Raw genomic sequence first — 21,026 nt, 5'->3', positions numbered from 1 at the left:
CGAGCGCCTGTGCCCAGAGTGCGCGGTGCCCGCCTCGATACGCCGATAGAACTCGTCGAGTTCGTCGTCGGCGAACGGCGGCACCACAACTCCTCTCGTCGGACGTGACACCACGACCGCGTTGCGGCCGTCAACCTCAGCGTGCCATCCAGATCCTGCTGCGGACCACCTCGCGCATCCGAGCAAGTTGACCCTTCGAAAGGGTAACCGGTGGTTCGGCGTTCAGCAGGTGCTGGACCTGTGTGAAGAAGTCGCGGTCGGACAGTCCGAACTGCGAGCTGATCTCGCGCGACGAACCCCCACCGAGTGCGTACCAGCTCTGCTCGAAGTCGAGCATCTGACGCTGAGTCGGATCCATAAAGTACTCACCCTTTGTGCTGTGACCTGTGTCGATCATTGGATGTGGTGGATGTGGAACGGGCCCCGGCGAATGTCCGTCGTCCCTGGTCTGGAAAGCGAGCCCACCGCTGTTAACGTCCTTTGTACACTCGGCCCGGCGCGATGGATACCCATTTGGCCATGCGGCGCAAAAACTCTGGGCCACCGCAAGGTAACGAGTTGTCATCGGACGCGCCAGAGGTTCGAGTGCGCCTCGGATCCAAGGGTCGTCGACCTATGCTGAGAATCATGGCTGAGCACTCGGCAAACAAGGCTTCTGTCTCGTCGACACCCGAACCGGGTCCCGACAAGGACGTGACCGTCAGTTCGACGTCGGCGGAAACTCAGCCGACATTCTCCGAGCGACTCGCCAAGGGAGCACGGAAGTTCCTCTTCGTCGCGATCGCCGTCGCAATCGCGGTGATCATCTATTTCATTCTCGCGGCGTTCCTGCCGCGCTGGTGGGCAGAGCAGATCGGTCGCAACGTCGACGGTTCGATGGGACGGGGAATGGGCAGTGGCCTGTCGATCGGGTTCGTTTGCACGTTTATCCCCATATCGTTGCTCGTTCTCGCGGTGGCGTTCAGGGGTCGGATGAAGAACGTCGTCTCGATCCTCTGTGTGGTGATCGGCGTTGTGGTCGCGATCCCGAATCTGCTGACACTGAGTATTCAGCTCGGCGACAACAATGCAGCACACGTGGGCAAGCAGATCCTCAACGTGCGGGCACCGGGATTTCGCGCGGCAAGCGCCTGGGGCGTGATCATCGCCGTGCTGGTCGCGATTCTGCTGAGCATCTTCGTCGTCATGTATCGGCGACGAGGTACGAAGCTCAATCAGACGACCGGTGCCGATCAGAAAAAGCACAAGAAGTAGTCAGCGACCGCCGGCACGTGCACGCTGCTGGTCGCGGCGGTTCGCTACCACGCTGCTGAACAGTGCGGCGCTGATGAACATCACACCGATGAGTCCGGTCACGATGTCGTTGATGTGGAACTCGATGCTGAGCAGCAGGATCACGGCGAGTGCACCGATAGCCCAGTGAGCGCCATGCTCGAGGTAGCGATACGAGGCCAGCGTTCCGGTGCGGACCAGGTAGATCGTGATCGACCGAACGAACAGCGCGCCGATGAACCCGAGGCCCAAGGCGATGATGATCGGATCCGCGGTGATGGCGAACGCGCCGATGACGCCATCGAACGAGAACGATGCGTCGAGGACTTCGAGATAGAGGAACAGGAAGAATCCCGCTTTCCCGGTCGCTTTCGCTCCGGCGGACGGACCACCCTCGTGCAGGTCGGGATCGGACTGGAAAAGTGCGCTCAAGCCGTCGACCATGAGGTAGGTGACCATGCCGAGAATTCCGGCGATGAGGACTGTCGAGCGGATCGCGTCGGAAGCGAGGAACTCTGCGACCAGAACCAGGGTCACGGAGGCGAGGACGACCGGGAGGGCACTGAGCCGTCCGATCTTCGACATCGGACGCTCCAGCCACGTCAACCACGTCAGATCGCGATTGCTCAGGACGAAGTTGAGAAAGAGCATGAACAGGAACATCCCACCGAATGCTGCGATCTGCGGGTGTGCGTCGGTGAGAATCGTTTCGTAGCTCGGGCTTCCGTCGGCGAAGTGGTCGGCATCGTCGGGCGGTGGGTTCATCGCAAGCCGGAACGCTTCGACAGGATTGAGCCCGGCCGTCACCCAGACGATCATGAGTGGGAAGAGCAGGCGCATCCCGAAAACGGCGATGATCATGCCAACGGTGAGGAACATGCGCTGCCAGAACGCACTCATCCGTTCCAGCACGGTGGCGTTGATGACTGCGTTGTCGAAGGACAGCGAGATCTCGAGAACACCGAGTATCGCGGCGAGGGCCACCGCCTCCCATCCCCCGTAGAAGAACGCGACGACGAGCGCGAGGGCGGTGACGACGATCGACAGCCCGAAGATGCGCCCTATCAACGGAGTCGCTCGGCGTCCTTGGCGAGCGTCACGACTTCTGCCGCGAGCTCGGCAACAGTGCTCGTGTCAGCGTTCTCGCCCACCGCTGTCGCGAGATCCTCCGCAGCGCAGCGCAGGGCGAAGAGGCGGTCGCCGAAGTCGCTCACCTCTGCCTGAGTCAGAATCACGGCGTCGGAGGGAATAGAAGTGCCCTCCGTGAGCGCTCTTTGTTCGTAGGCGCGTTGACGGCACGACCGCTTGCAATACTTGCGCCGACGTCCGTGCTCGGAGTCGACCATCGACTGGCCGCACCAGGCGCATGCGTAGGGGCGCCGCCGCGATCGGGTTGTACCGCTCGTCGTGTGCTCCACGTTGATGACCGTACCCAAGTCTCATCGTCGAGGTTTGTTCGGCGGCTCGGGGCTGCGTGTCGCCGGTGATGCGGAAGTGACGCGGTCGGCGCGTAGAATAGGAGTGTTGAGCGTTCGACAGCGCTCGAGAAACGAGAGGACACCGCCAAATGGCAGATCGAGTACTTCGGGGCAGCCGCCTCGGCGCGGTGAGCTATGAGACCGATCGTGATCACGATCTCGCTCCGCGACGAATCGTCCAGTACCGGACCGACAACGGAGAAATCTTCGACGTCCCCTTCGCCGACGACGCCGAGGTTCCGTCGAAGTGGCCGTGCAAGAACGGTATGGAAGGCACGATCCTCGAGGGTGCAGAGCCCGAGGAGAAGAAGGTCAAGCCTCCGCGCACGCACTGGGACATGTTGCTCGAGCGCCGAAGCGAAGAGGAGCTCGAAGTGCTGCTCAATGAGCGGCTCGACCTTCTCAAGCAGCGTCGTCGCGGAGTCACCAACTGACGTTCGCGTCCTGAACCAGACATCAGCCGGGTGGAGTCATGTGACTCCACCCGGCTGATGTGTTTCGTGCTTCAGTTGTCGCTGTGCACCGTTGGGGCCATCAGCCTCGCTTGTGCAGCCCGATCTTGTGCAGGCGGTTCTCGATACCCCAGCGTGCGACGCTGGTGAATGCCTCTGCCATCACGCCACCGCTCATCTTCGACGAGCCGACCTCGCGCTCGGTGAAGGTGATCGGAACCTCGCGAACGTCGTAGCCGGCCTGGATCGTGCGCCACGCCAGGTCGATCTGGAAACAGTAGCCCGCCGACTCGACCGTATCGAGGTCGATGGTCTCGAGTACCTTGCGCCGATATGCGCGGTAACCAGCGGTGATGTCGTGCACGTTGGTGCCGAGTGCCACACGTGCGTAGGTGTTGGCACCTCGCGAGAGAACCTCGCGGTACCTGGGCCAGTTCACGAGCTTGCCGCCGGGAACATAGCGCGACCCGATCGCGAGGTCGGCTCCGTCGTTCACCGCGTCGAACAGGCGGTACAACTGCTCGGGTGCGTGGCTGCCGTCGGCGTCCATCTCGACGATGACCGCGTAATCGCGGTGCAGGCCCCATTCGAAGCCGGCGAGGTAGGCCTTGCCGAGGCCGTCCTTCTCGACGCGGTGCATCACATGGATACGACCCTCGTCGTCGCCCTCGGCGAGTTCGTCGGCTACGTCGCCGGTGCCGTCGGGACTGGAATCATCGACGATCAGCACGTGGACGCCCGGCATGGCTGTCTGCACCCTCGACACAATTCGGGGAAGGTTCTCGCGCTCGTTGTACGTGGGGATGACGACCAGTGCGCGCGCGCCGTCGGATGCGACAATCCCGCCCTCGTCTTGGCTGGTCGCATCTCCGCTACCCGTTGTCACCACGCTCCTCCGACTCCCTTGCATCACCCTGTGCGACCGGTGTGCCACCGGCGCGGACCCCAAAAGGCCCGAGAGTGAACCTATAACGACGCGTCAGGACGACCAAAAGCCCACCCACCGTCACCACGACGATGATCCACTGTGGCCATGCCCCGAGGACGGTCGCGACGGTCTTGGCCGAGTGCAACGGTAAGCGATCGGCGAGTACCGCCGGGGTGAACACGCCCGACTCACGTGAGATGGATCCGTCGGGTTCGATGATCGCGCTCACTCCGCTGGTCGCTGCGACGACGACTGCCCGGCCGTGTTCGACGGCCCGGAACTGCGACATCGCGAGCTGCTGATAGGTCATTTCCGTTTTGCCGAAGGTGGCGTTGTTCGTCGGGACGTAGAGGATGCGGGCGCCGTCGTCGACTGCGGCTCGAGCCGACCTGTCGAAAGCGATTTCCCAGCACGTGGAGACACCGACGGTGATGTTGCCGGAGCGTCCGGGGACGGTGATCGCCGACGGACCGGTTCCGGGACGGAAGTTGCCGGCCATCGACGCGTACGACGAAAACATGCTGAAAAACGGACGCCAGGGCAGGTACTCACCGAACGGCTGAACAATGTGCTTGTCGTAGCGGGCGACGGGTCCGTTCGCGCCGTCCCACACCAGGACGGAGTTCGTCGGCCGACCGTCGGAGTTCATCACGAGCGTCCCGACGAGGATCGGCGCACCAACGGAGATCGATGCGTCGGTGATCTCTTGCGCGGCGTCGGCGTTGGTGAGCGGCGAGATGTCAGAGGCGTTCTCTGGCCACGCCACGAAATCGGGCTGTTCGGCGGTTCCCGCACGCACGGCGTCGGCAAGACGCATGGTCTCCCGAACGTGGTTGTCGAGGACAGCCCTGCGCTGAGCGTTAAAGTCGAGGCCGAGCCTTGGCACATTCCCCTGGACCGCAGCCACCTGAACCGACGACGACGCGACGTTGCGGTCGAGTGTGTCGGGGGTCAGGGCGATCGCTGCGATAGGCCCCACAAGGGCCAACACGACCGCCAAAGCCGCGGCGCGTGCCACGGATCCGCTGCCGGTCACGACTCGGGTGACGAGGACGATGATGAGCCAGGCCACCGCCGCGCCGAGCAATGCGACGGCGCCTGAGACGCCCGGCGCACCCAGGATGGATGCGAGGGGTAAGAGCGGTCCGTCGACCTGGCTGAATGCTGCTCTCCCCCAAGGGAATCCGCCGAACGGAACAGACGACCGAAGAGCCTCGATAGTGACCCACGACAGTGCAAACCACAGCGGTGGGCACGGGAGTCGCATGGTCAACACAGCGCACACACCGAAGAGTGCCGAGAACACCGCGAGCACGACGGACAAGGCGATCCACGGAAGCGGCCCCACGTACACGCCGATCCACGGCAGCAGCGGGATATAGAACGCCAGTCCGTAGATGAATCCGACGACAGCGCCGAGGCGGGCGCGGATCGGCCCGGAGAGCGCCACGAAGAGCAGGCCCATCGAGATGACGGCCATGAACCACCAGTTGCGCGGTGGGAACGCCGACCACATCGCCAGTCCCGCCACGACGGCCAGAGCCGCACGCACGAGAAGTGGGGTCCAGCGGGCACCAGCCAGCCTCGACCACCGTCGATCGGTGCGCTCGGGGGTGGCGGTCCGGGTGGCGGATGACTCCGTTGGGGTCACCGAGTCGTCTAGGCCTGGCGTCTTGTCGTGTAGTGAACTGTCATCTACCGCGTTGTTGTCTACGGCGTTCTTGTGTACGGCGTTCCTGTGTACGGCGTCGTTGTCTACCGAGTCGCTCACCGGTCAGTGACCCTCGGCGCGGTAGATGTCGCGACCACGGTGCACAGTCCGGACGCATCGTGGCAGCGCGCAGCCGGGCGAGACGTCGGGAAGTGCGGGCACGCGGGATCGCGGGTCCAGCGACCAGCGCTGAACGCTCTCGTGCGATCCGGCAACGACGAGTTCATCGACTTCCCAGACCGCGTAACTCGCGGGTGCGCCGACCGCCAGTGTGCCGGTGAGTCCGTCATTGATTCCTCCCGCGCGCCAGCCGCCTCGTGTCGAGGCCGCGAACGCACCACGTGCCGAGATGGCATTTCGGGGCTGATGATGATGGACGGCCGCACGTATGGTCACCCATGGATCCATCGCGGTGACCGGTGAATCCGACGAGAAGGCAAGGGCCACGCCAGCTTTGGCGAGTGCGGCGAAATCGTTCATCCGAGCGGCACGTTCGTCGCCGAGACGCTGAGCGTAGAGGTTTCCCGGTGCGCCCCACTGCGCATCGAACTGCGGTTGCATGCTCGCGACGACACCACACGCGGCCAGCGTCTGAGCCTGGGATGCGTCGACCATCTCCGCATGTTCGACGCGGTGAGCGCGCGACGCGAGCGCGGGCGTACCGAACTCGGCCGCGAGCGTGTCAAGTGCACTCACCACGGTCGCCGTTGCCGCATCGCCGATCACGTGAAAGCCGGCTTGCAGCCCTGCTTCGGTGCATGCGCGAAGGTGGTCGAGAACGGTCTCCGGCGAGAGGTAATCGATACCGGTGACGTCGGGTGCATCGTGGTAGGGCTCGAGGAGCCACGCCGTCCGCGAGCCGACCGCTCCGTCGATGAAGAGATCGCCACCGAGAGCGTCGGCGCCGGTGATCGCGACGAGTTCGCGAGCGTGATCGGTGTTCTGTGCTGCCTGCCCCCAATAGCGTCGGACCTCGACGGCATGGTCGAGTTCGCCGATGGCGAGAAAGTCGTCGAGACCACTGATGTCGGGTCCGCCGTTCTCGTGGATCGCGACGATTCCCATTGCCGCGGCAGCGTCGAGTGCGCGCAGTTGTGCGCGGGTCCGCGACGCGGGACTCACCAACGATCGTGCGGCACCGCGCACGAGGTGATGTGCCTCGGCGATCAGCGGCTCCTCCGGGTGGTAGCCCTGTGCGTCCTCCAAGCCGATGACCAGGCGTCGCAGCGCCGTCGACGCGACGGCGGAATGTTCGTCGACTCGGGCCAGGTAGACCGGGCGATTGCCGACGACCGCGTCGATGTCGGCGGTTGACGGGAACCGGCCGTCGGAGATCTCAGCACCCGACCATGTCGAACTGTCCCAACCGCGGCCCCAGATGAGGTCGCCTTCGTCGACGGTCGACACGGCGTCGGCGAGCATCCGGAGGCAGTCGGTGCGCGAGACGGCGTCGTTGAGGGTCAGTCCCGTGAGCGCGAGTCCCGTCGACGTCAGATGCACATGTGCGTCGACGAATGCGGGTGCGACGAAATGCCCTTCCAAATCGGTCACAGCCGCATCGGGATGGAGTGCCCTCCCGACGTCGTCCGCGCCCACCCAGGTCACGACGCCGTCGGTGACGGCAAGGGCAGTCGCGTCCGGGGTTGCAGAGGAATAGACGGTCCCACCAAGGAGCAGTTCGGTTGCCACGGTTGTTCAGTGTGCTCCCTGTGGGGAGGCCGGTGTATCAGTGGCCCCGCGGGAGCTGCGGCTGGTCGGCCGACCAGCCGGTTGACGAGTTCGGTGTGGAGTAGGCGGGATCGTCGACGACGGTGCCGTCGATGACGGTGCCCCGCTTGACCCCTGCCGGTCCGTAGGCACCCGCGCGGGTCATCGCAGACATCATCGTGCGTGTGCCGACTGCGGCCAGCACCGGACGCAGGACGCGTCGCGTCGGCGGAAGGAGCGCGATGGTTCCGACAACAGTGGACACCAGGCCGGGCACGATCAGCAGGATCGACGAGGCGCCGACCACGGCGGTGTCGGCGAGCGGGGCTCGAGCGTCGACTTCATTGCGCGAGGCGCGACGGAGTTCACCGAACACCTTGCGGCCCTGCCAGCGAAGGATGAGGAAGCCGACGAAGGAGGCCAGGATGGTGATCAACACCGCCCAGGCGAAGCCGAGCGTCATGACCATGGCCACGAACACGGCGATCTCGATCACCAGGTAGACGAGGAAGTACGGGAAGCGCATGGGTGTGCCTTTCTGGTCCGATACAGGTGAGCTTCGACACCCGACGCCGCATCGGAGATGTGCATTCACCCAGTGCAACGAACGAGCACCCGATTTTGCTCCCGTGTCGCTGCCTGGTTGACACTCTCCTGTTCGAGATGGCCTTGCCGGTCGGCTACGTAGGGTTCTGGTCGTCTGCGCTCCGGTCGGATGCCTCGCGCATTGCTTCGAGAAACCGTCCAATGACAGCGAGTTCGTCGCTGCTGAACTCGTCAAGTGCCGTCAGCGCGTCGTCCACGAGCGTCCCGAAGAACTCCCGACCCGTGTCACGAGCACGATCGGTGACGGAGAGCAGGACCTTGCGTCGATCCCCGGGGTCGCTGGTGCGCTCAATGAGGCCGGCCCGTTCGAGTCGGTCGAGCACAGACGTAATGGTCGCCGAGTTCACTCCTCCAAGTTTTCTCCCCAGCCAGGCCGGGGTCGCAGGCTCTGCGTCGCGTTCGGCGTCGAGCAGTGCAATCAGTGCGCGTAGATCGGTTGGATGAAGGTCCACTGTTCTTGCGAACCGCGCTCCTCGAATGTCCAGGTCAGTCATAAGCGCACGCAACTGACGGATCAGCAGGTACCGCGGTCCATTCTCATCTGCGCGCTCACGGGAAGTCACGGTTCTCGACCTTAGCGCCACGATGGTATAGCTTGATCGACAAGTAACTAGATTGTCGAGGTAACTATGCGCGAGACGACACCCTTTCTGGCCTCACCCGTAGGCAGACGATTCTCCGAGGCATATGACTCACTCATCAATCGTTGGCCACCGGGTACCCGTCGGTTCGATCTCGCGACGCCGTACGGCAGCACGCACGTCGTCGCTTCGGGTCCCGATTCAGGTCGACCACTCGTTCTGCTTTCGGGTTCCGGGGCAACGCTGACGGAGTGGCACTCGGTGATCGAACAACTCAGTCGCCGACACCGCGTCTATGCGGTCGACATCCCGGGTCAGGTCGGTGCGTCAACACCGTCGAGCACGCCTATCTCGTCAGTCCCCGACCTCCTGGACTGGCTTGCTGTCACGGTGTCGACGCTCGGCGTCGACACACCGACGTTCATAGGCCATTCGTACGGGGCGATGATCGCTCTCGCGTTCGCCGGTGGTGGTTTCCCGACGGACGGGCTGATCCTGGTCGAACCCAACTCGGTCTTCGGTGGTATGCGCACCGGGTACCTCGTCCATGCATTGCCGATTCTCCTGTCTCCCAACGAGAACCGCGAACGACGGTTTCTGGAGTGGGAAACCGGGCGCAGACCGCTCGATGAGGCGTGGTCAGACGTAGCCGCACTCGGCGCAACGATGCCGACGACGAAACTCGTCATACCTCGGCGCCTGCGGTCCGTGCGACCGCAGGTCAGGCACCGCGCTGTCATCCTTGCGAAGGAGAGCCGAGTGCACGACGTTGCTCGCATCGCGGAAAACGTCCACTCCACGTGGTCCGGTGCACAGGTCGAGATAGTCGCCGATGCAACGCACCACAGCCTGCCGATGTACCCGAGCGTCTTCGGCGACGTGCTTTTGGCCGCACTCGATGAATCCGGGCGTTAGCACACGCTTATGGCCACCAGCTATTCCGACCGGCCCTCGATCTCGCCCTCGGCTTGCAGGTACACCGCCCGCAACTGATCGAGCATTGCGGCGGGCGGCGCCTCCCACATGTCGCGGTCGACGGCCTCGAGAAGGCGCTCAGCGATGCCGTGCAATGCCCACGGATTCGACTGATTCATGAACTCCTGATTGCGCTCGTCGAGCACGTAGGACTCGGTGAGCTTCTCGTACATCCAGTCGGCGACGACGCCGGTCGTGGCGTCGTACCCGAACAGATAGTCGACGGTGGCCGCCATCTCGAAGGCACCCTTGTATCCGTGGCGCTGCATCGCGGAGATCCACCGGGGATTGACGACCCGTGCACGGAACACGCGACTTGTCTCCTCCGACAGCGTGCGTGTTCGGACGGAGTCGGGCCGCGTCGAGTCGCCGATGTATGCCTCCGGGGATGTGCCGGTCAGTGCCCGGACCGTTGCCACCATCCCGCCGTGGTACTGGAAGTAGTCGTCGGAGTCGGCGATGTCGTGCTCGCGGGTGTCGGTGTTCTTCGCGGCCACCTTGATCCTGCGATAGGCCGAGCGCATGTCGTCGACTGCCGCGACGCCGTCGAGTTCGCGGCCGTACGCATAGCCGCCCCACTCGGTGTAGACGCGTGCGAGGTCCTCGTCGCTGCGCCAGTCACGAGAATCGATGAGTTGCAACAGACCCGCTCCGTAGGTTCCGGGTTTGGAGCCGAAGATCCTGGTCGTCGCCCGCCGTTGGTCGCCGTGCTCGGCGAGTGCCGCGCGGGCGTGCGCCGCGACGAAGTTCTGGTCATCGGGTTCGTCGGCCGACGCCGCGAGTGCGACGGCGTCGTCGAGCATGGTCACGACGTGCGGGAACGCGTCACGGAAGAAGCCGGAGATCCTGACGGTGACGTCGATGCGCGGACGACCGAGCTCGTCGAGCTCGATCAGTTCGAGATCGCGGACCCGCCGTGACGCCTCGTCCCAGATCGGCATGACGCCGAGGAGCGCGAGGATCTCGGCGACGTCGTCGCCCGAGGTACGCATTGCGCTGGTGCCCCACGCCGAAAGCCCCACGGAGGCAGGGTATTCACCGTGGTCGGTGAGGTATCGCTCCAGCAGGCTGTCGGCCATCGCTCGTCCCGTTTCCCATGCGAGCCGAGACGGGACCGCCTTGGGGTCGACGGAGTAGAAGTTGCGGCCCGTCGGCAACACGTTGATCAGTCCGCGCAGCGGCGAACCGCTCGGGCCTGCGGGAATGAAGCCGCCGTCGAGTGCGTGCAGAATGCGCGGGATCTCTCCGGCGGTCTGCCGCAGTCGCGGAACCACTTCTGTTGCCGCGAAACGCAATACGTCGCCGACAGCCGCGGGATGGCCGGACGCCGCATCCTCGACGGCCGACGCCGACCACTCCCCTTTCGCGCACGCTGCCACAAGGTCGCGTGCGGTGGCTTCGACGGTGTCGACGTCGTTACGCACGGAGTCTGCGCCTTCGTCGAGTCCAAGCGCTTCACGTAGGCCGGGCAACGCCTCTGTGCCGCCCCACAATTGGCGGGCGCGCAGCATCGCGAGCACGAGATCGACTTCGGCGTCATCGACCGGGGGTTCGCCGAGAACATGCAGGCCGTCGCGGATCTGCACATCCTTGATCTCGCACAACCAGCCGTCGACGTGCAACAGCATGTCGTCGAAGACCTCTTCGTCGGGCCGCTCGGTGAGGCCGAGGTCGTGGTCCATCTTCGCGGCCGTCAGCAGCGTCCAGATCTGCTGGCGGATCGCGGGGAGCTTCGCGGGATCGAGAGTCGAGATGTTCGCGTGCTCGTCGAGGAGTTGTTCGAGTCGTGCGATGTCACCGTAGGACTCGGCCCGCGCCATCGGGGGGATCAGGTGGTCGACGAGTACCGCGTGCGCTCGACGCTTGGCCTGGGTGCCCTCGCCCGGATCGTTGACCAGGAACGGATAGATGAGCGGGACGTCGCCGAGCGCGGCATCGGTGCCGCAGTGCGCCGACATTCCCAGTGTCTTGCCCGGCAGCCACTCGAGGTTGCCGTGTTTGCCGATGTGCACGATCGCATCGGCGCCGAAGCCCGGGATGTCATGTGCGGAACCGGCTCTACCGGCGAGCCAGCGATAGGAGGCGAGGTAGTGATGCGAGGGCGGAAGGTCGGGGTCGTGATAGATCGCGACAGGATTCTCACCGAACCCGCGCGGCGGCTGCACCATGATCGCCACATTGCCGAATGTCAGTGCTGCGACGACGATCTCGCCGTCGGAGCTCTGCGATCGATCGACAAAGAGATCGCCCGGCGCAGGCCCCCAGTGCTGTTCGACGCCGTGCCGCAGTTCCTCCGGCAGCGTCGCGAACCACCTCTCGTAGTCGGTGGCGCTGACGCGAATCGGGTTGGCAGCCAAGGTCTCCTCGGTCAGCCAGTCGGAGTCCTGGCCGCCACGGTCGATGACCGCGTGGATCAGTGCGTCCGAATCATCCTCAGCCAGACCGGGAATCGCGTCCGGGCCCGATTCCGGACCGATGTCGTAGCCTGCCGCGCGCAACGCATCCAGCAGACGTAGGAGGCTGCGGGGTGTGTCGAGGCCGACAGCGTTACCGATGCGTGCGTGCTTGGTGGGATACGCCGACAACATCAGTGCAATCCGACGATCCGCGGGTGCGATATGCCGTAACCGGGCGTGCGACACCGCGATTCCCGCAACCCGGGCGCATCGCTCGGTGTCGGGTTGATACCAGGGCAGCCCGTTCTCGTCGAACTCCTTGAAGGAGAACGGCACGGTGATGATGCGGCCGTCGAATTCCGGAACAGCCACCTGAGTCGCGACGTCGAGCGGCGAGAGACCGTCGTCGTTGGCCTCCCAGTCGGCTCGTGGCCCGGTGAGACACAGTCCCTGCAGGATGGGGATGTCGAGCGCGGCGAGGCGCTCGATGTTCCACGCCTCGTCGTCTCCTCCGGCCGACGCCGTGGCGGGTGTCGCACCACCGGCGGCGAGGACGGTGACCACGAGTGCGTCCGCGGTGGCGAGTAACTCGATGAGGTCGTCTGGTGCGGTGCGCAGCGAGGCGCAGAAGATCGGGATCGGCCGCGCGCCCTGCTGCTCGATCGCCGCGCAGAGTGCTTCGATGTACCGCGTGTTCCCTGCGAGGTGCTGTGCTCGGTAATAGAGGACACCGATCACCGGCGCGGTGTCGGGAACAGCTCTGGTCGGCTGCCGCTCGAGAACTCCCCAGCCAGGAGTCTGTTCGGGGGGTTCGAACCCGTACCCGGACAGCAGCACCGTGTCGGACAGGAAGTTGTGCAGGTTGGTGATGTTGGGCACCCCGCCGAAGGCGAGGTAGTTGTGGGCGTCCGCGGCCACACCGGCGGGCACCGTCGACAGGGCCATCAGGTCGGGATCGGGTTGCTGCTCGCCGGAGAGGACGACCACCGGCTTCCCGACGGCGAGGACGGCGTCGAGCCCCTCCTCCCAGGCGCGGCGGCCACCGAGGATGCGAACGACGGTCAGGTCGGCGTCGGCGACCATGCCCGGAACGTCGTCGAGCAGGATTCGTGACGGGTTCGCGACGCGATACTCCGCGTCGCTGGCGTCAGCGGTGATGAGATCGGTGTCCGATGTGGACAGCAGCAGGATCATCGCAACTCCTCGGACTCCGACTCGCGCGGAGACATGTGGAACACAGGTCCGAGGTCGCAGGTCTGGCTTCGCAGGAGCCCGCTGCTCTCGCGTCACAGTGGCGCGACCGCGCCGGAATCGCACCGGCTTCCGTGCACCTCGTGCGGCTCAGCCTAGTGGAGAGCGTTCCGCGACGGTCGCACACGTCCCGCGCAGCTTCGCACCCGTCTGCCGACGCCTACGCTGGATACCGTGCGTGACCCCGCCTCCCCTTCGTCACACGGCCAGTCCCGTGAGCTCACCGGTGAGTCGTCGTCGGGGCGAACAGTGTCTGACCGATGCCCCGGAGTCTTCACCCCGCACCCGGCCGCCGACGGCGCACTGGCGCGTGTTCGCCTGCTCGGTGGATCGATCACGCCCGAGCAACTCGCGGTGCTCGCGCATGTGGCCGCACAGTACGGCGACGGTTTCGTCGATCTGACGGGGCGCGCGAATGTGCAGATACGCGGCATCACCGATGTCGACGCTGTCGCCGATGCGCTCGTCGACGCCGGACTGGTGCCGAGCACCACGCACGAGAAGGTACGCAACATCGAGGTCAGTCCCTTCACCGGACGCGTCGGCGGCCTTGCTGATCTGCGTCCCCTGGCGCGCGAACTCGACGACGCACTCCGCTCCGATCACAGCCTCGCGGGGCTATCCGGCCGGTTCCTCTTCGGCCTCGATGACGGACACACCGACATCGCGGTTGGCGGCACCGACATGTGCGCCGTCGCGCGCAGCGGCACCGATGGATCGCCCGGTTTCGACATCGTCGTCGACGGCGAGATCGCAGGCTCGGCCGCCGACGACTCTGCCGTCACACAGGCGTTGCTGGGTGTCGCGCATGACTTCCTCGAGTTGGCAGACGGTGCGTGGCGGATCGCGGATCTGCCGCCGTCCGCGCGTCGCGACTTGATGAGGGTGACCCGGGGCCGACTCGACCCGCCACTCGAGCCAGGAGCTCTCACAACGACGGGCGGCGATCCCCGAGTGGGGTGGTTCGACCAGGACGACGGCCGCGTGCTGCTCGGCGCAGTCGTCGAACTCGGTCGTCTGCCCGCGCGTCTCGCCGAATTCATCGCAGCCGTCGAAGCGCCGGTGGTGTTCACGCCAGACCGTGAGATCCTCGTCTGCGATCTCGGCGAGGGGGTTGCCGAGACCGTGGTGCGTGTACTCGCCCCAATGGGACTCATCTTCGATGCCGCGTCACCGTGGGCACAGATCAGCAGCTGCGCCGGCGCACCCGGCTGCTCGCGCGGGCTCGCCGAGGTACGCGCCGACGTGAGTGAACGAGTCGAATCTGGGCTGCCGGTCACCGAGCGTGAACACTGGGTGGGCTGCGACCGTGGATGTGGGTCGCCACGCGAACCGCACCTGCGGGTCGAGGCAACCGGCGCCGGATACCGACGCACACACGAGTGAGGATCAGGTCCGCTCGACCACCCCGATAGGGTTGAACAACTATGCCCGAATACCTACGCGACGCCGCCGAGATCTACCGGCAGTCTTTTGCCACAATCCGAGCCGAAGCCGATCTGTCCGGATTCGCACCGGATGTCTCCGGGGTCGTCGTACGCATGATTCATGCGTGCGGCGAAACGGATCTGACGACGAACGTCGTCGCGACAGGCGGCGTCGTATCCGCGGCACGGTCGGCTCTCGAGGCGGGTGCGCCGATCCTGTGCGACTCGACGATGGTCGCCAGCGGGGTGACACGTAAGCGCTTGCCCGCCGACAACGAGGTGCTGTGCTACCTCGCGGAACCCGGCTTGCCTGCGCTCGCCGAGCAGTTGTCGACCACACGGACCGCCGCGGCCGTCGAGTATTGGCGTGACCGGCTCGACGGCGCGGTCGTCGCGATCGGCAACGCACCGACCGCGTTGTTCGCGCTCCTCGACATCATCGATGCCGGCGCACCACGTCCGGCAGCGATAGTCGGTGCGCCCGTCGGATTCATCGGGGCCGCGGAATCCTGTGCGGCACTGGCGAACCGCGACGATCTCGAGTTCATCACCGTCACCGGACGTCGGGGTGGATCGGCCATCGTCGCCGCGGCGATCAACGCACTGGCGAGCGCACAGGAATGATGTCATGAGCACATCACCCGAGACGGGGAACACATCGCGCAAGGCGGGCTCCGGAAAACTCTGGGGCGTCGGACTCGGTCCCGGTGACAGCGAGTTGGTCACGGTCAAGGCCGCACGTGTCATCGCTGAGGCTGATGTCATCGCGTATCACAGTGCGCGCCACGGAAACAGCATCGCCCGGGGCGTCGCCGAGCCATATCTGCGTGGCGATCAGATCGAAGAGCGGCTGATGTATCCGATCACGGTCGAGACCACCGATCATCCGGGCGGCTACCGTGGCGCCTTGAACGACTTCTACACCGACAGTGCCGAAATTCTCGCGGCGCATCTGCGGGCAGGACGGGATGTCTGTCTGCTGGCCGAGGGCGATCCGCTCTTCTTCAGTTCGTACATGCACATGCACAAGCGCCTCGCCGACGACTTCGACGCCGAAATCGTGCCCGGCGTGACGTCGGTGAGCGGGGCCTCCGCGGCGCTGGGCATCCCACTCGTCGAAGGTGAGGAGACGCTGACCGTTGTGCCGGGAACACTCCCGGTCGACGAGTTGACTGCGGAGTTCGCCGGCGCCGACGCCTTCGCGGTGCTCAAGCTGGGTCGGACCTTCTCGACGGTGCGCACAGCCCTCGAACGCGTCGGACGGCTCGACGAGGCGTGGTACGTGGAACGGGCATCAACCGCGGCACAACGTGTCCTACCCGTGAGCGAGGTCGATCCGACGGACGTCCCGTACTTCTCGATGGTCGTCGTGCCGGGCCGGCGCAACAATCCGCGTTTCGATCCGACGGAGCTCGGGACCGGCGAAGTCGTGGTGGTCGGCCTCGGGCCGGGGGCCGCGTCGCAGACAACGCCGCAGGTGCGCGCCGAATTGTCCTCCGCAACTGACCTTGTCGGCTATCGAACCTATCTCGCGCGCGTCACGCCTCGGCCGGGGCAGCGGGTGCATGCCAGCGACAACCGTGTAGAGGCAGAGCGCGCAGAATTCGCGCTCGACCTCGCCTCCCGGGGTGCCCGCGTGGCCGTCGTGTCCTCCGGTGACCCGGGTGTGTTCGCGATGGCGGCGGCCGTCGCCGAGGTCGCGGCGCAATCGCGCTGGGCGGACGTGCCCGTCCGCGTGGTACCGGGGGTGACAGCAGCAACCGCGGTCGCCGCGGTTGCCGGTGCCCCGTTGGGGCACGACTTCGCCGTCATCTCACTGTCGGACAGGCTCAAGCCGTGGGAGCTGATCGAGGCGAGGATTCGGCATGCGGTTCAGGCCGATCTGGTGATCGCCGTCTACAACCCCGGCTCACAGAGCAGGACGTGGCAGGTGCCGCGCCTGCATGATCTGCTGCGCGAGATGGTTCCCGACAACCGTGTGATCATCGTCGGGCGCGATGTCGGCGGACCGGAACAGGCTCTGTCGGTGACTACTGTCGGCGCGTTCGATCCGTCGATCGTCGACATGCGCACGATGCTCATCATCGGATCGTCGGCGACGACGATTGCCGAGCGCAGCGGCGGTCGTCTGGTTTTCACACCGCGTCATCACAGCGTCTGACCATCTCAGCGTCTCATTGACTCAGGGCTGACCGGCAAGCAGATCTCGGACGAGCCCGACGGCGGCTTCTACGTCCTCGACGGCGCGCGTCGTGGGCTTGCTCGGACGGTCGACCATCACGACCTCGATGCCGAGAGTCCTTGCGGCGTCGAGCTTTGCGCGAGTCATGTCGCCGCCACTGTTCTTCGTGACGAGCACGTCGATGCCGTGCTCACGCATCAGCGCCATTTCGTCGGATAGACGATACGGGCCACGCGACCGGATTACTGTGTGGTGCATCGGCATAGCGGTCTGCGGTGGGTCAACGACCCGGATGAGAAACCACGCGGACGTGTTCTCGGCGAAGGCGTCGACGTCCTGCCTTCCTGTGGTCAGGAATACGCGGGCTTGTCGATCGTCGAGATAGCTTGCGGCGCTGCGTATGTCCGGTACCCGAATCCAGGTATCTACGTCACCCGGCGACCACGGTGCGCGGCACAGCCGGACGAGAGGCAGTGCGAGGTCGTGGGTTGCAGCAGCGGCGTTGGCGCTGATGCCACTCGCGAAGGGGTGTGTCGCATCCACGACGACGCGAATGGCGTTGTCGCGCAGCCATGTCCGTAGACCGGCCACTCCCCCGAAACCTCCGATGCGTACGGCGCCGACGGGCAGTCGCGGCTCGGCAACCCGGCCGGCAAGTGAACTGATCACGGCAATGTTCTCGGCGATGAGTCCGGCGGCCAGCGCGCGCGCTTCGCCGGTGCCCCCGAGCACAAGCACAACCGGTGTATCGGTCATGTCGTCGATGAACTGTCGTCATGGGCGCCGCTGCGGAGTTTTGTCATCCGTGCCTGCGAGTAGAGATAACTGTCCGTGGGGGTCGAGGTTCCCGGGTCGAGCACCTTGCCCACGAAGATGACCGCGGTGCGGCGGATCCCGTGGTCGTCGAGCTGCTGCGGCAGATCCGACAGCGGGCACCTGATCACCACCTCATCGCTGCGGGACGCGAATGCGACTGTAGCCGTTGGGCATTGCGGCCCGTAGTGTTCGGCGAGCGCGTCGACGATCTGCGGCGCGCGGTGCGCCGCGAGGTGCAATGCGAGAGTGACCCCCGACTGCGCCAGGCGCGCGAGTTCTTCACCTGGCGGCATGTCTGTCGACAGCGTCGACACGCGGGTGATGAGAAGGCTCTGGCCGACACCGGGCACGGTGAGTTCGGTATCGAGGGCCGCCGCTGCTGCGGCGAAGGCCGGTACGCCCGGAACGATCTCGGTATCGATACCCAGCCGCCTGAGTTCACGATGTTGCTCGGTGAACGCCGAGTACAGCGAGATGTCGCCGGAATGCAGGCGTGCGACGTCGCCGCCGGACGCGTGTGCCTCGACGATGTGTCCGGTGATCTCGTCGAGTGGCATCCGAGCCGTGTCGATCAGGGTGGCGTCGGCCGGACACAGGTCGAGAAGTTCTTGCGGGACAATCGATCCGGCATAGAGGCAGGTGGTGCATTCACCCAGGATGCGGGCGCCACGCAGGGTGATGAGGTCGGATGCGCCCGGTCCCGCACCGATGAAATAGACGGTCACGACTCATCGTCCGTTCGTGTGACCACCCACTGCACGATCGGGAGGGCGGGGCGCCATGTGGTCATGGTGCCGAGCGGTTCGACGGTTTCGATGGAGAATCGTCGAACAGTTCCACCGAGGCGGCGGTGCCAGTCGACGAGCAGCGACTGGGTTTCGACCGTGACAGCGTTCGCGACGAGGCGCCCACCTGGGAGCAGCGCGTGCCACGAGGCGGTCAGAACCTCGTCGTCGAGCCCTCCCCCGATGAAGATCGCGTCCGGATCCGGTGCGCCGCGAAGTGATTCGGGCGCGGCGCCCAGCACGGTCAGCGACCCCGCCACACCGTGGCGGGCGGCGTTGCGTCCGAGTCGCGCGGCACGAACGTGGTCGCGTTCGAATGCGATGGCGGTCCCGTCGGAGTCTGCGCGCAACCACTCGATCGCTACGCTCCCCGACCCGGATCCGATGTCCCACAGGAGCGCTCGCCCGCCTGGAGCGAGGGCCGCGACGGTCAGCGCTCGTACCGCCGACTTGGTGAGTTGGCCATCGTGTTCGTAGGCGTCGTCGGGTAGCCCTGGTAGTCGCGTCGTCCTGGGCCCGACGCAGTCGATGGCGACGATGTTGAGCGCATCGTGGGGTTGAGGTCGATACGAGCGCGCAACAGTCTCGACGATTCGTTGTCGTGGACCACCGAGTTGTTCGAGAACCGTCATCGTCGACCAGCCGAACCCGTTGCGCACCAGCACCTCGGCGATTGCGGCGGGTGTCTGAGGTCCCCTGCTGAGCACGAGGATCCGACGGCCGTCGGTCAACGCGGGTACCACGACGTCGGCGTCGTCGCGCAGCGTGCTGATCACCTGTGTGCGGGACAGGTCCCACCCGAGTTCGGCGCAGGCGAGACTCGCCGACGACACGGTGGGGAGCACTCGAACCCGGTTGCGCCCCACGGCATTGACGATCGTGGAGCCGACACCGTGGAACATCGGATCGCCGCTGGCCAGTACGTGCACCAGGGAGCCAGGACCCGGGGAGTCAGAAGTGGCGGCGTCAGAAGCGGCGGACAGCACCTGCTGTAGGTGTTCGGACATCGGCGAATGCCATGCCACCGTCGTCGCGTCGAGGTCGGGAAGGAGTTCGAGTTGTCGTGTCGACCCGTATACGACTGTGGCGCTGCGTAGTTCGTCTCGTGCACGGTCGGTCAGTCCTGCCCACCCGTCAGCGCCGATCCCGACGACGACGAACACCGATGTGCCCGTCGCCGCGGCCGTCATCATCGGGGCAACCTGCGCCAGATCGCGCGCGGTACGAACTGCATCGCGAATCCGACGAAGCGCAGAGGTCCGGGAATCCACACCTCCCAACGACCGCGGTGGTACGCCCGTGCCACCGCGTCGGCCACCTGCTCGGCGTCGACCGACATGGGCGCGGGCTTGGTCCCGGAGGCCATGAGGTCTGCTGTCATGTTGCCGACCACGAAACCCGGTCGGGCGAGCAGCAACCGGACGCCCGATCCGTGGAGTGCGTCCGACAACCCACTGGCGAAACCGTCGAGTCCGGCTTTCGCCGACCCGTACACGTAGTTGCCACGACGTACCCGCACACCGGCGATCGACGAGAAGACGATCATGGTGCCCGACCCCTGCCGCCGCAGTGCGTTGGCCAGCGGCGTCAGCACACTGATCTGGCCGACGTAGTCGGTCTGCGCGATCTGCAACGCGTGCGCGACGTCGGTTTCGGCGCGGTGCTGATCGCCGAGAATGCCGAACGCGATGATCGCCGCGCCGATCGGTCCGTGATCGACTGTGATCGTCTCGATGAGCGACGAGTGCGTCTGCGTTGCATCGGCGTCGAACTCAACGGTGATGACGTTGTCGGCGCCCGCCGCGCGCATTGCGGCGATTTCGTCGTCGAGGTCGTCGGACCGGCGCGCGGCAAGGACGACGCTCCGGCCTGCGACGAGCCTCTTCGCGAGGGCGATCCCGATCTCGCTGCGTCCGCCGAAGAGGACAACCGTTCCCTGGTCGTCGTGTGAGTTGCTACGCGCCATGACAGGCAGTATTCCACCGGCGGACAGGTAGCCGACAGCGGCGCCACCGCGGTGGCTATCGTTGGCGCCATGCCGCGTACTCCGGAAAACCTCGGTTCCGCTGCGCTCGACTTCTTGGGCGAGCGACACCTTGCGTCACTCGCGACGCTCCGACCCGACGGCACGCCACACGTCGTTGCCGTCGGATTCACGTACGACCCCGACAGCCGATTGGCTCGGGTGATCACTCGTGAGGGCAGCCAGAAGGTGCGCAACGCCGAGCGCGGCGGCTATGCCGCGGTGACGAACGTCGACGGTCCGCGGTGGCTGACGCTGGAGGGCCGCGCGACCGTTCACCGCGACCGCGACCGCGTTGCCGAAGCCGAACGGCGCTACGCCCAGCGATATCGCGAGCCGAAACCGAATCCCGAGCGCGTCGTCATCGAGATCGACGTGCAGCGTGTGCTCGGTTCGCACTCGCTGCTCGATTGATCGTCACCCCTCCCGTCGGGCG

At 65.6% G+C, this 21,026-nt stretch carries 20 protein-coding genes and 1 riboswitch; of the genes, 7 read left to right on the top strand and 13 right to left on the bottom strand.

What is annotated here, in order from left to right:
• Positions 1 to 136: 136 nt before the first annotated feature.
• Complete coding sequence (locus tag A5777_RS20030) at positions 137 to 358, bottom strand: DUF3263 domain-containing protein (RefSeq protein ID WP_064863990.1); 222 nt, start codon at positions 356 to 358, stop codon at positions 137 to 139.
• Between the two features lie 269 nt (positions 359 to 627).
• Between A5777_RS20030 and A5777_RS20025 the strand changes: the two genes are divergently transcribed.
• Positions 628 to 1,254, top strand: a complete 627-nt coding sequence (locus tag A5777_RS20025) for a hypothetical protein (RefSeq protein ID WP_231895128.1) — start codon at positions 628 to 630, stop codon at positions 1,252 to 1,254.
• Here the strand turns inward: A5777_RS20025 and A5777_RS20020 are convergent, their stop codons facing one another.
• The gene (locus tag A5777_RS20020) at positions 1,255 to 2,340 is read right to left on the bottom strand and encodes a DUF475 domain-containing protein (protein WP_064863984.1); all 1,086 of its coding nucleotides are present in this window, start codon (positions 2,338 to 2,340) and stop codon (positions 1,255 to 1,257) included.
• Complete coding sequence (locus A5777_RS20015; RefSeq protein WP_197500835.1) at positions 2,337 to 2,696, bottom strand: hypothetical protein; 360 nt, start codon at positions 2,694 to 2,696, stop codon at positions 2,337 to 2,339. The genes A5777_RS20020 and A5777_RS20015 overlap by 4 nt, the downstream gene beginning before the upstream one ends.
• Before the next feature lie 143 nt (positions 2,697 to 2,839).
• On the opposite strand from A5777_RS20015, the gene A5777_RS20010 reads away from it, so the two are divergent.
• The gene (locus A5777_RS20010; RefSeq protein ID WP_005173696.1) at positions 2,840 to 3,184 is read left to right on the top strand and encodes an RNA polymerase-binding protein RbpA; all 345 of its coding nucleotides are present in this window, start codon (positions 2,840 to 2,842) and stop codon (positions 3,182 to 3,184) included.
• Between the two features lie 100 nt (positions 3,185 to 3,284).
• Here the strand turns inward: A5777_RS20010 and A5777_RS20005 are convergent, their stop codons facing one another.
• The 5 genes from A5777_RS20005 to A5777_RS19985 all read right to left on the bottom strand — a co-directional run bounded on the left by A5777_RS20005 (position 3,285) and on the right by A5777_RS19985 (position 8,606).
• Entirely contained in the window at positions 3,285 to 4,091 is an 807-nt protein-coding gene (locus A5777_RS20005; protein WP_197502427.1) for a polyprenol monophosphomannose synthase, read from the bottom strand.
• Complete coding sequence (gene lnt / locus A5777_RS20000) at positions 4,075 to 5,646, bottom strand: apolipoprotein N-acyltransferase (protein WP_231894552.1); 1,572 nt, start codon at positions 5,644 to 5,646, stop codon at positions 4,075 to 4,077. The genes A5777_RS20005 and lnt overlap by 17 nt, the downstream gene beginning before the upstream one ends.
• A 258-nt stretch (positions 5,647 to 5,904) precedes the next feature.
• Positions 5,905 to 7,530, bottom strand: coding sequence for an amidohydrolase (locus A5777_RS19995; protein ID WP_064863982.1), 1,626 nt, complete (start codon positions 7,528 to 7,530; stop codon positions 5,905 to 5,907).
• Positions 7,531 to 7,567: 37 nt separating this feature from the next.
• On the bottom strand, positions 7,568 to 8,074 hold the full coding sequence (locus A5777_RS19990; protein ID WP_064863981.1) for an FxsA family protein: 507 nt from the start codon (positions 8,072 to 8,074) through the stop codon (positions 7,568 to 7,570).
• Between the two features lie 154 nt (positions 8,075 to 8,228).
• Positions 8,229 to 8,606: a MarR family winged helix-turn-helix transcriptional regulator gene (locus A5777_RS19985; protein WP_231895127.1), complete on the bottom strand. Its 378-nt coding sequence runs from the start codon at positions 8,604 to 8,606 to the stop codon at positions 8,229 to 8,231.
• A gap of 177 nt (positions 8,607 to 8,783) precedes the next feature.
• On the opposite strand from A5777_RS19985, the gene A5777_RS19980 reads away from it, so the two are divergent.
• Positions 8,784 to 9,650 carry an alpha/beta fold hydrolase gene (locus A5777_RS19980; protein WP_064863979.1) on the top strand — a complete coding sequence of 289 codons (867 nt, stop codon included), beginning with the start codon at positions 8,784 to 8,786 and terminating at the stop codon, positions 9,648 to 9,650.
• A gap of 20 nt (positions 9,651 to 9,670) precedes the next feature.
• Here the strand turns inward: A5777_RS19980 and cobN are convergent, their stop codons facing one another.
• Complete coding sequence (gene cobN / locus A5777_RS19975) at positions 9,671 to 13,300, bottom strand: cobaltochelatase subunit CobN (protein WP_064863978.1); 3,630 nt, start codon at positions 13,298 to 13,300, stop codon at positions 9,671 to 9,673.
• 12 nt (positions 13,301 to 13,312) lie between these two features.
• Positions 13,313 to 13,431, bottom strand: a riboswitch (cobalamin riboswitch).
• Between the two features lie 100 nt (positions 13,432 to 13,531).
• Between cobN and cobG the strand changes: the two genes are divergently transcribed.
• Genes cobG through A5777_RS19960 form a run of 3 tightly spaced genes read left to right on the top strand, consistent with a single transcriptional unit; the run spans position 13,532 to position 16,945 of the window.
• Positions 13,532 to 14,743, top strand: a complete 1,212-nt coding sequence (gene cobG / locus A5777_RS19970; RefSeq protein WP_231895126.1) for a precorrin-3B synthase — start codon at positions 13,532 to 13,534, stop codon at positions 14,741 to 14,743.
• Between the two features lie 41 nt (positions 14,744 to 14,784).
• On the top strand, positions 14,785 to 15,408 hold the full coding sequence (locus A5777_RS19965) for a precorrin-8X methylmutase (protein WP_064863976.1): 624 nt from the start codon (positions 14,785 to 14,787) through the stop codon (positions 15,406 to 15,408).
• 4 nt (positions 15,409 to 15,412) lie between these two features.
• Entirely contained in the window at positions 15,413 to 16,945 is a 1,533-nt protein-coding gene (locus A5777_RS19960) for a precorrin-2 C(20)-methyltransferase (RefSeq protein WP_064863975.1), read from the top strand.
• A 21-nt stretch (positions 16,946 to 16,966) separates the two neighbouring features.
• On the opposite strand, the gene A5777_RS19955 is transcribed toward A5777_RS19960, so the two are convergent.
• From A5777_RS19955 to A5777_RS19940, 4 genes are read right to left on the bottom strand one after another with little or no spacing between them, the layout of a single operon-like run.
• The gene (locus A5777_RS19955; protein WP_064863974.1) at positions 16,967 to 17,722 is read right to left on the bottom strand and encodes a cobalt-precorrin-6A reductase; all 756 of its coding nucleotides are present in this window, start codon (positions 17,720 to 17,722) and stop codon (positions 16,967 to 16,969) included.
• Positions 17,719 to 18,507 (bottom strand): cobalt-precorrin-4/precorrin-4 C(11)-methyltransferase, encoded by a 789-nt coding sequence (locus A5777_RS19950; protein WP_064863973.1) that lies wholly within the window; start codon positions 18,505 to 18,507, stop codon positions 17,719 to 17,721. The genes A5777_RS19955 and A5777_RS19950 overlap by 4 nt, the downstream gene beginning before the upstream one ends.
• Positions 18,504 to 19,757 (bottom strand): bifunctional cobalt-precorrin-7 (C(5))-methyltransferase/cobalt-precorrin-6B (C(15))-methyltransferase, encoded by a 1,254-nt coding sequence (locus A5777_RS19945; protein WP_064863972.1) that lies wholly within the window; start codon positions 19,755 to 19,757, stop codon positions 18,504 to 18,506. Before A5777_RS19945 ends, A5777_RS19950 begins: the two co-directional genes overlap by 4 nt.
• Positions 19,757 to 20,533 (bottom strand): SDR family NAD(P)-dependent oxidoreductase, encoded by a 777-nt coding sequence (locus A5777_RS19940; RefSeq protein ID WP_156529435.1) that lies wholly within the window; start codon positions 20,531 to 20,533, stop codon positions 19,757 to 19,759. Before A5777_RS19940 ends, A5777_RS19945 begins: the two co-directional genes overlap by 1 nt.
• Before the next feature lie 69 nt (positions 20,534 to 20,602).
• Here A5777_RS19940 and A5777_RS19935 point away from each other — a divergent pair, with 69 nt between their 5' ends.
• Positions 20,603 to 21,004 (top strand): pyridoxamine 5'-phosphate oxidase family protein, encoded by a 402-nt coding sequence (locus A5777_RS19935; protein WP_064864022.1) that lies wholly within the window; start codon positions 20,603 to 20,605, stop codon positions 21,002 to 21,004.
• The last annotated feature ends 22 nt before the right edge of the window (positions 21,005 to 21,026 follow it).

The organism is Gordonia sp. 852002-10350_SCH5691597, assembly GCF_001665715.1.
In the GTDB taxonomy this organism is placed as follows: domain Bacteria; phylum Actinomycetota; class Actinomycetes; order Mycobacteriales; family Mycobacteriaceae; genus Gordonia; species Gordonia sputi.
The sequence above is the reverse complement of the archived record's forward strand: the minus strand, read 5'-3'. Positions and strand labels throughout refer to the sequence as shown.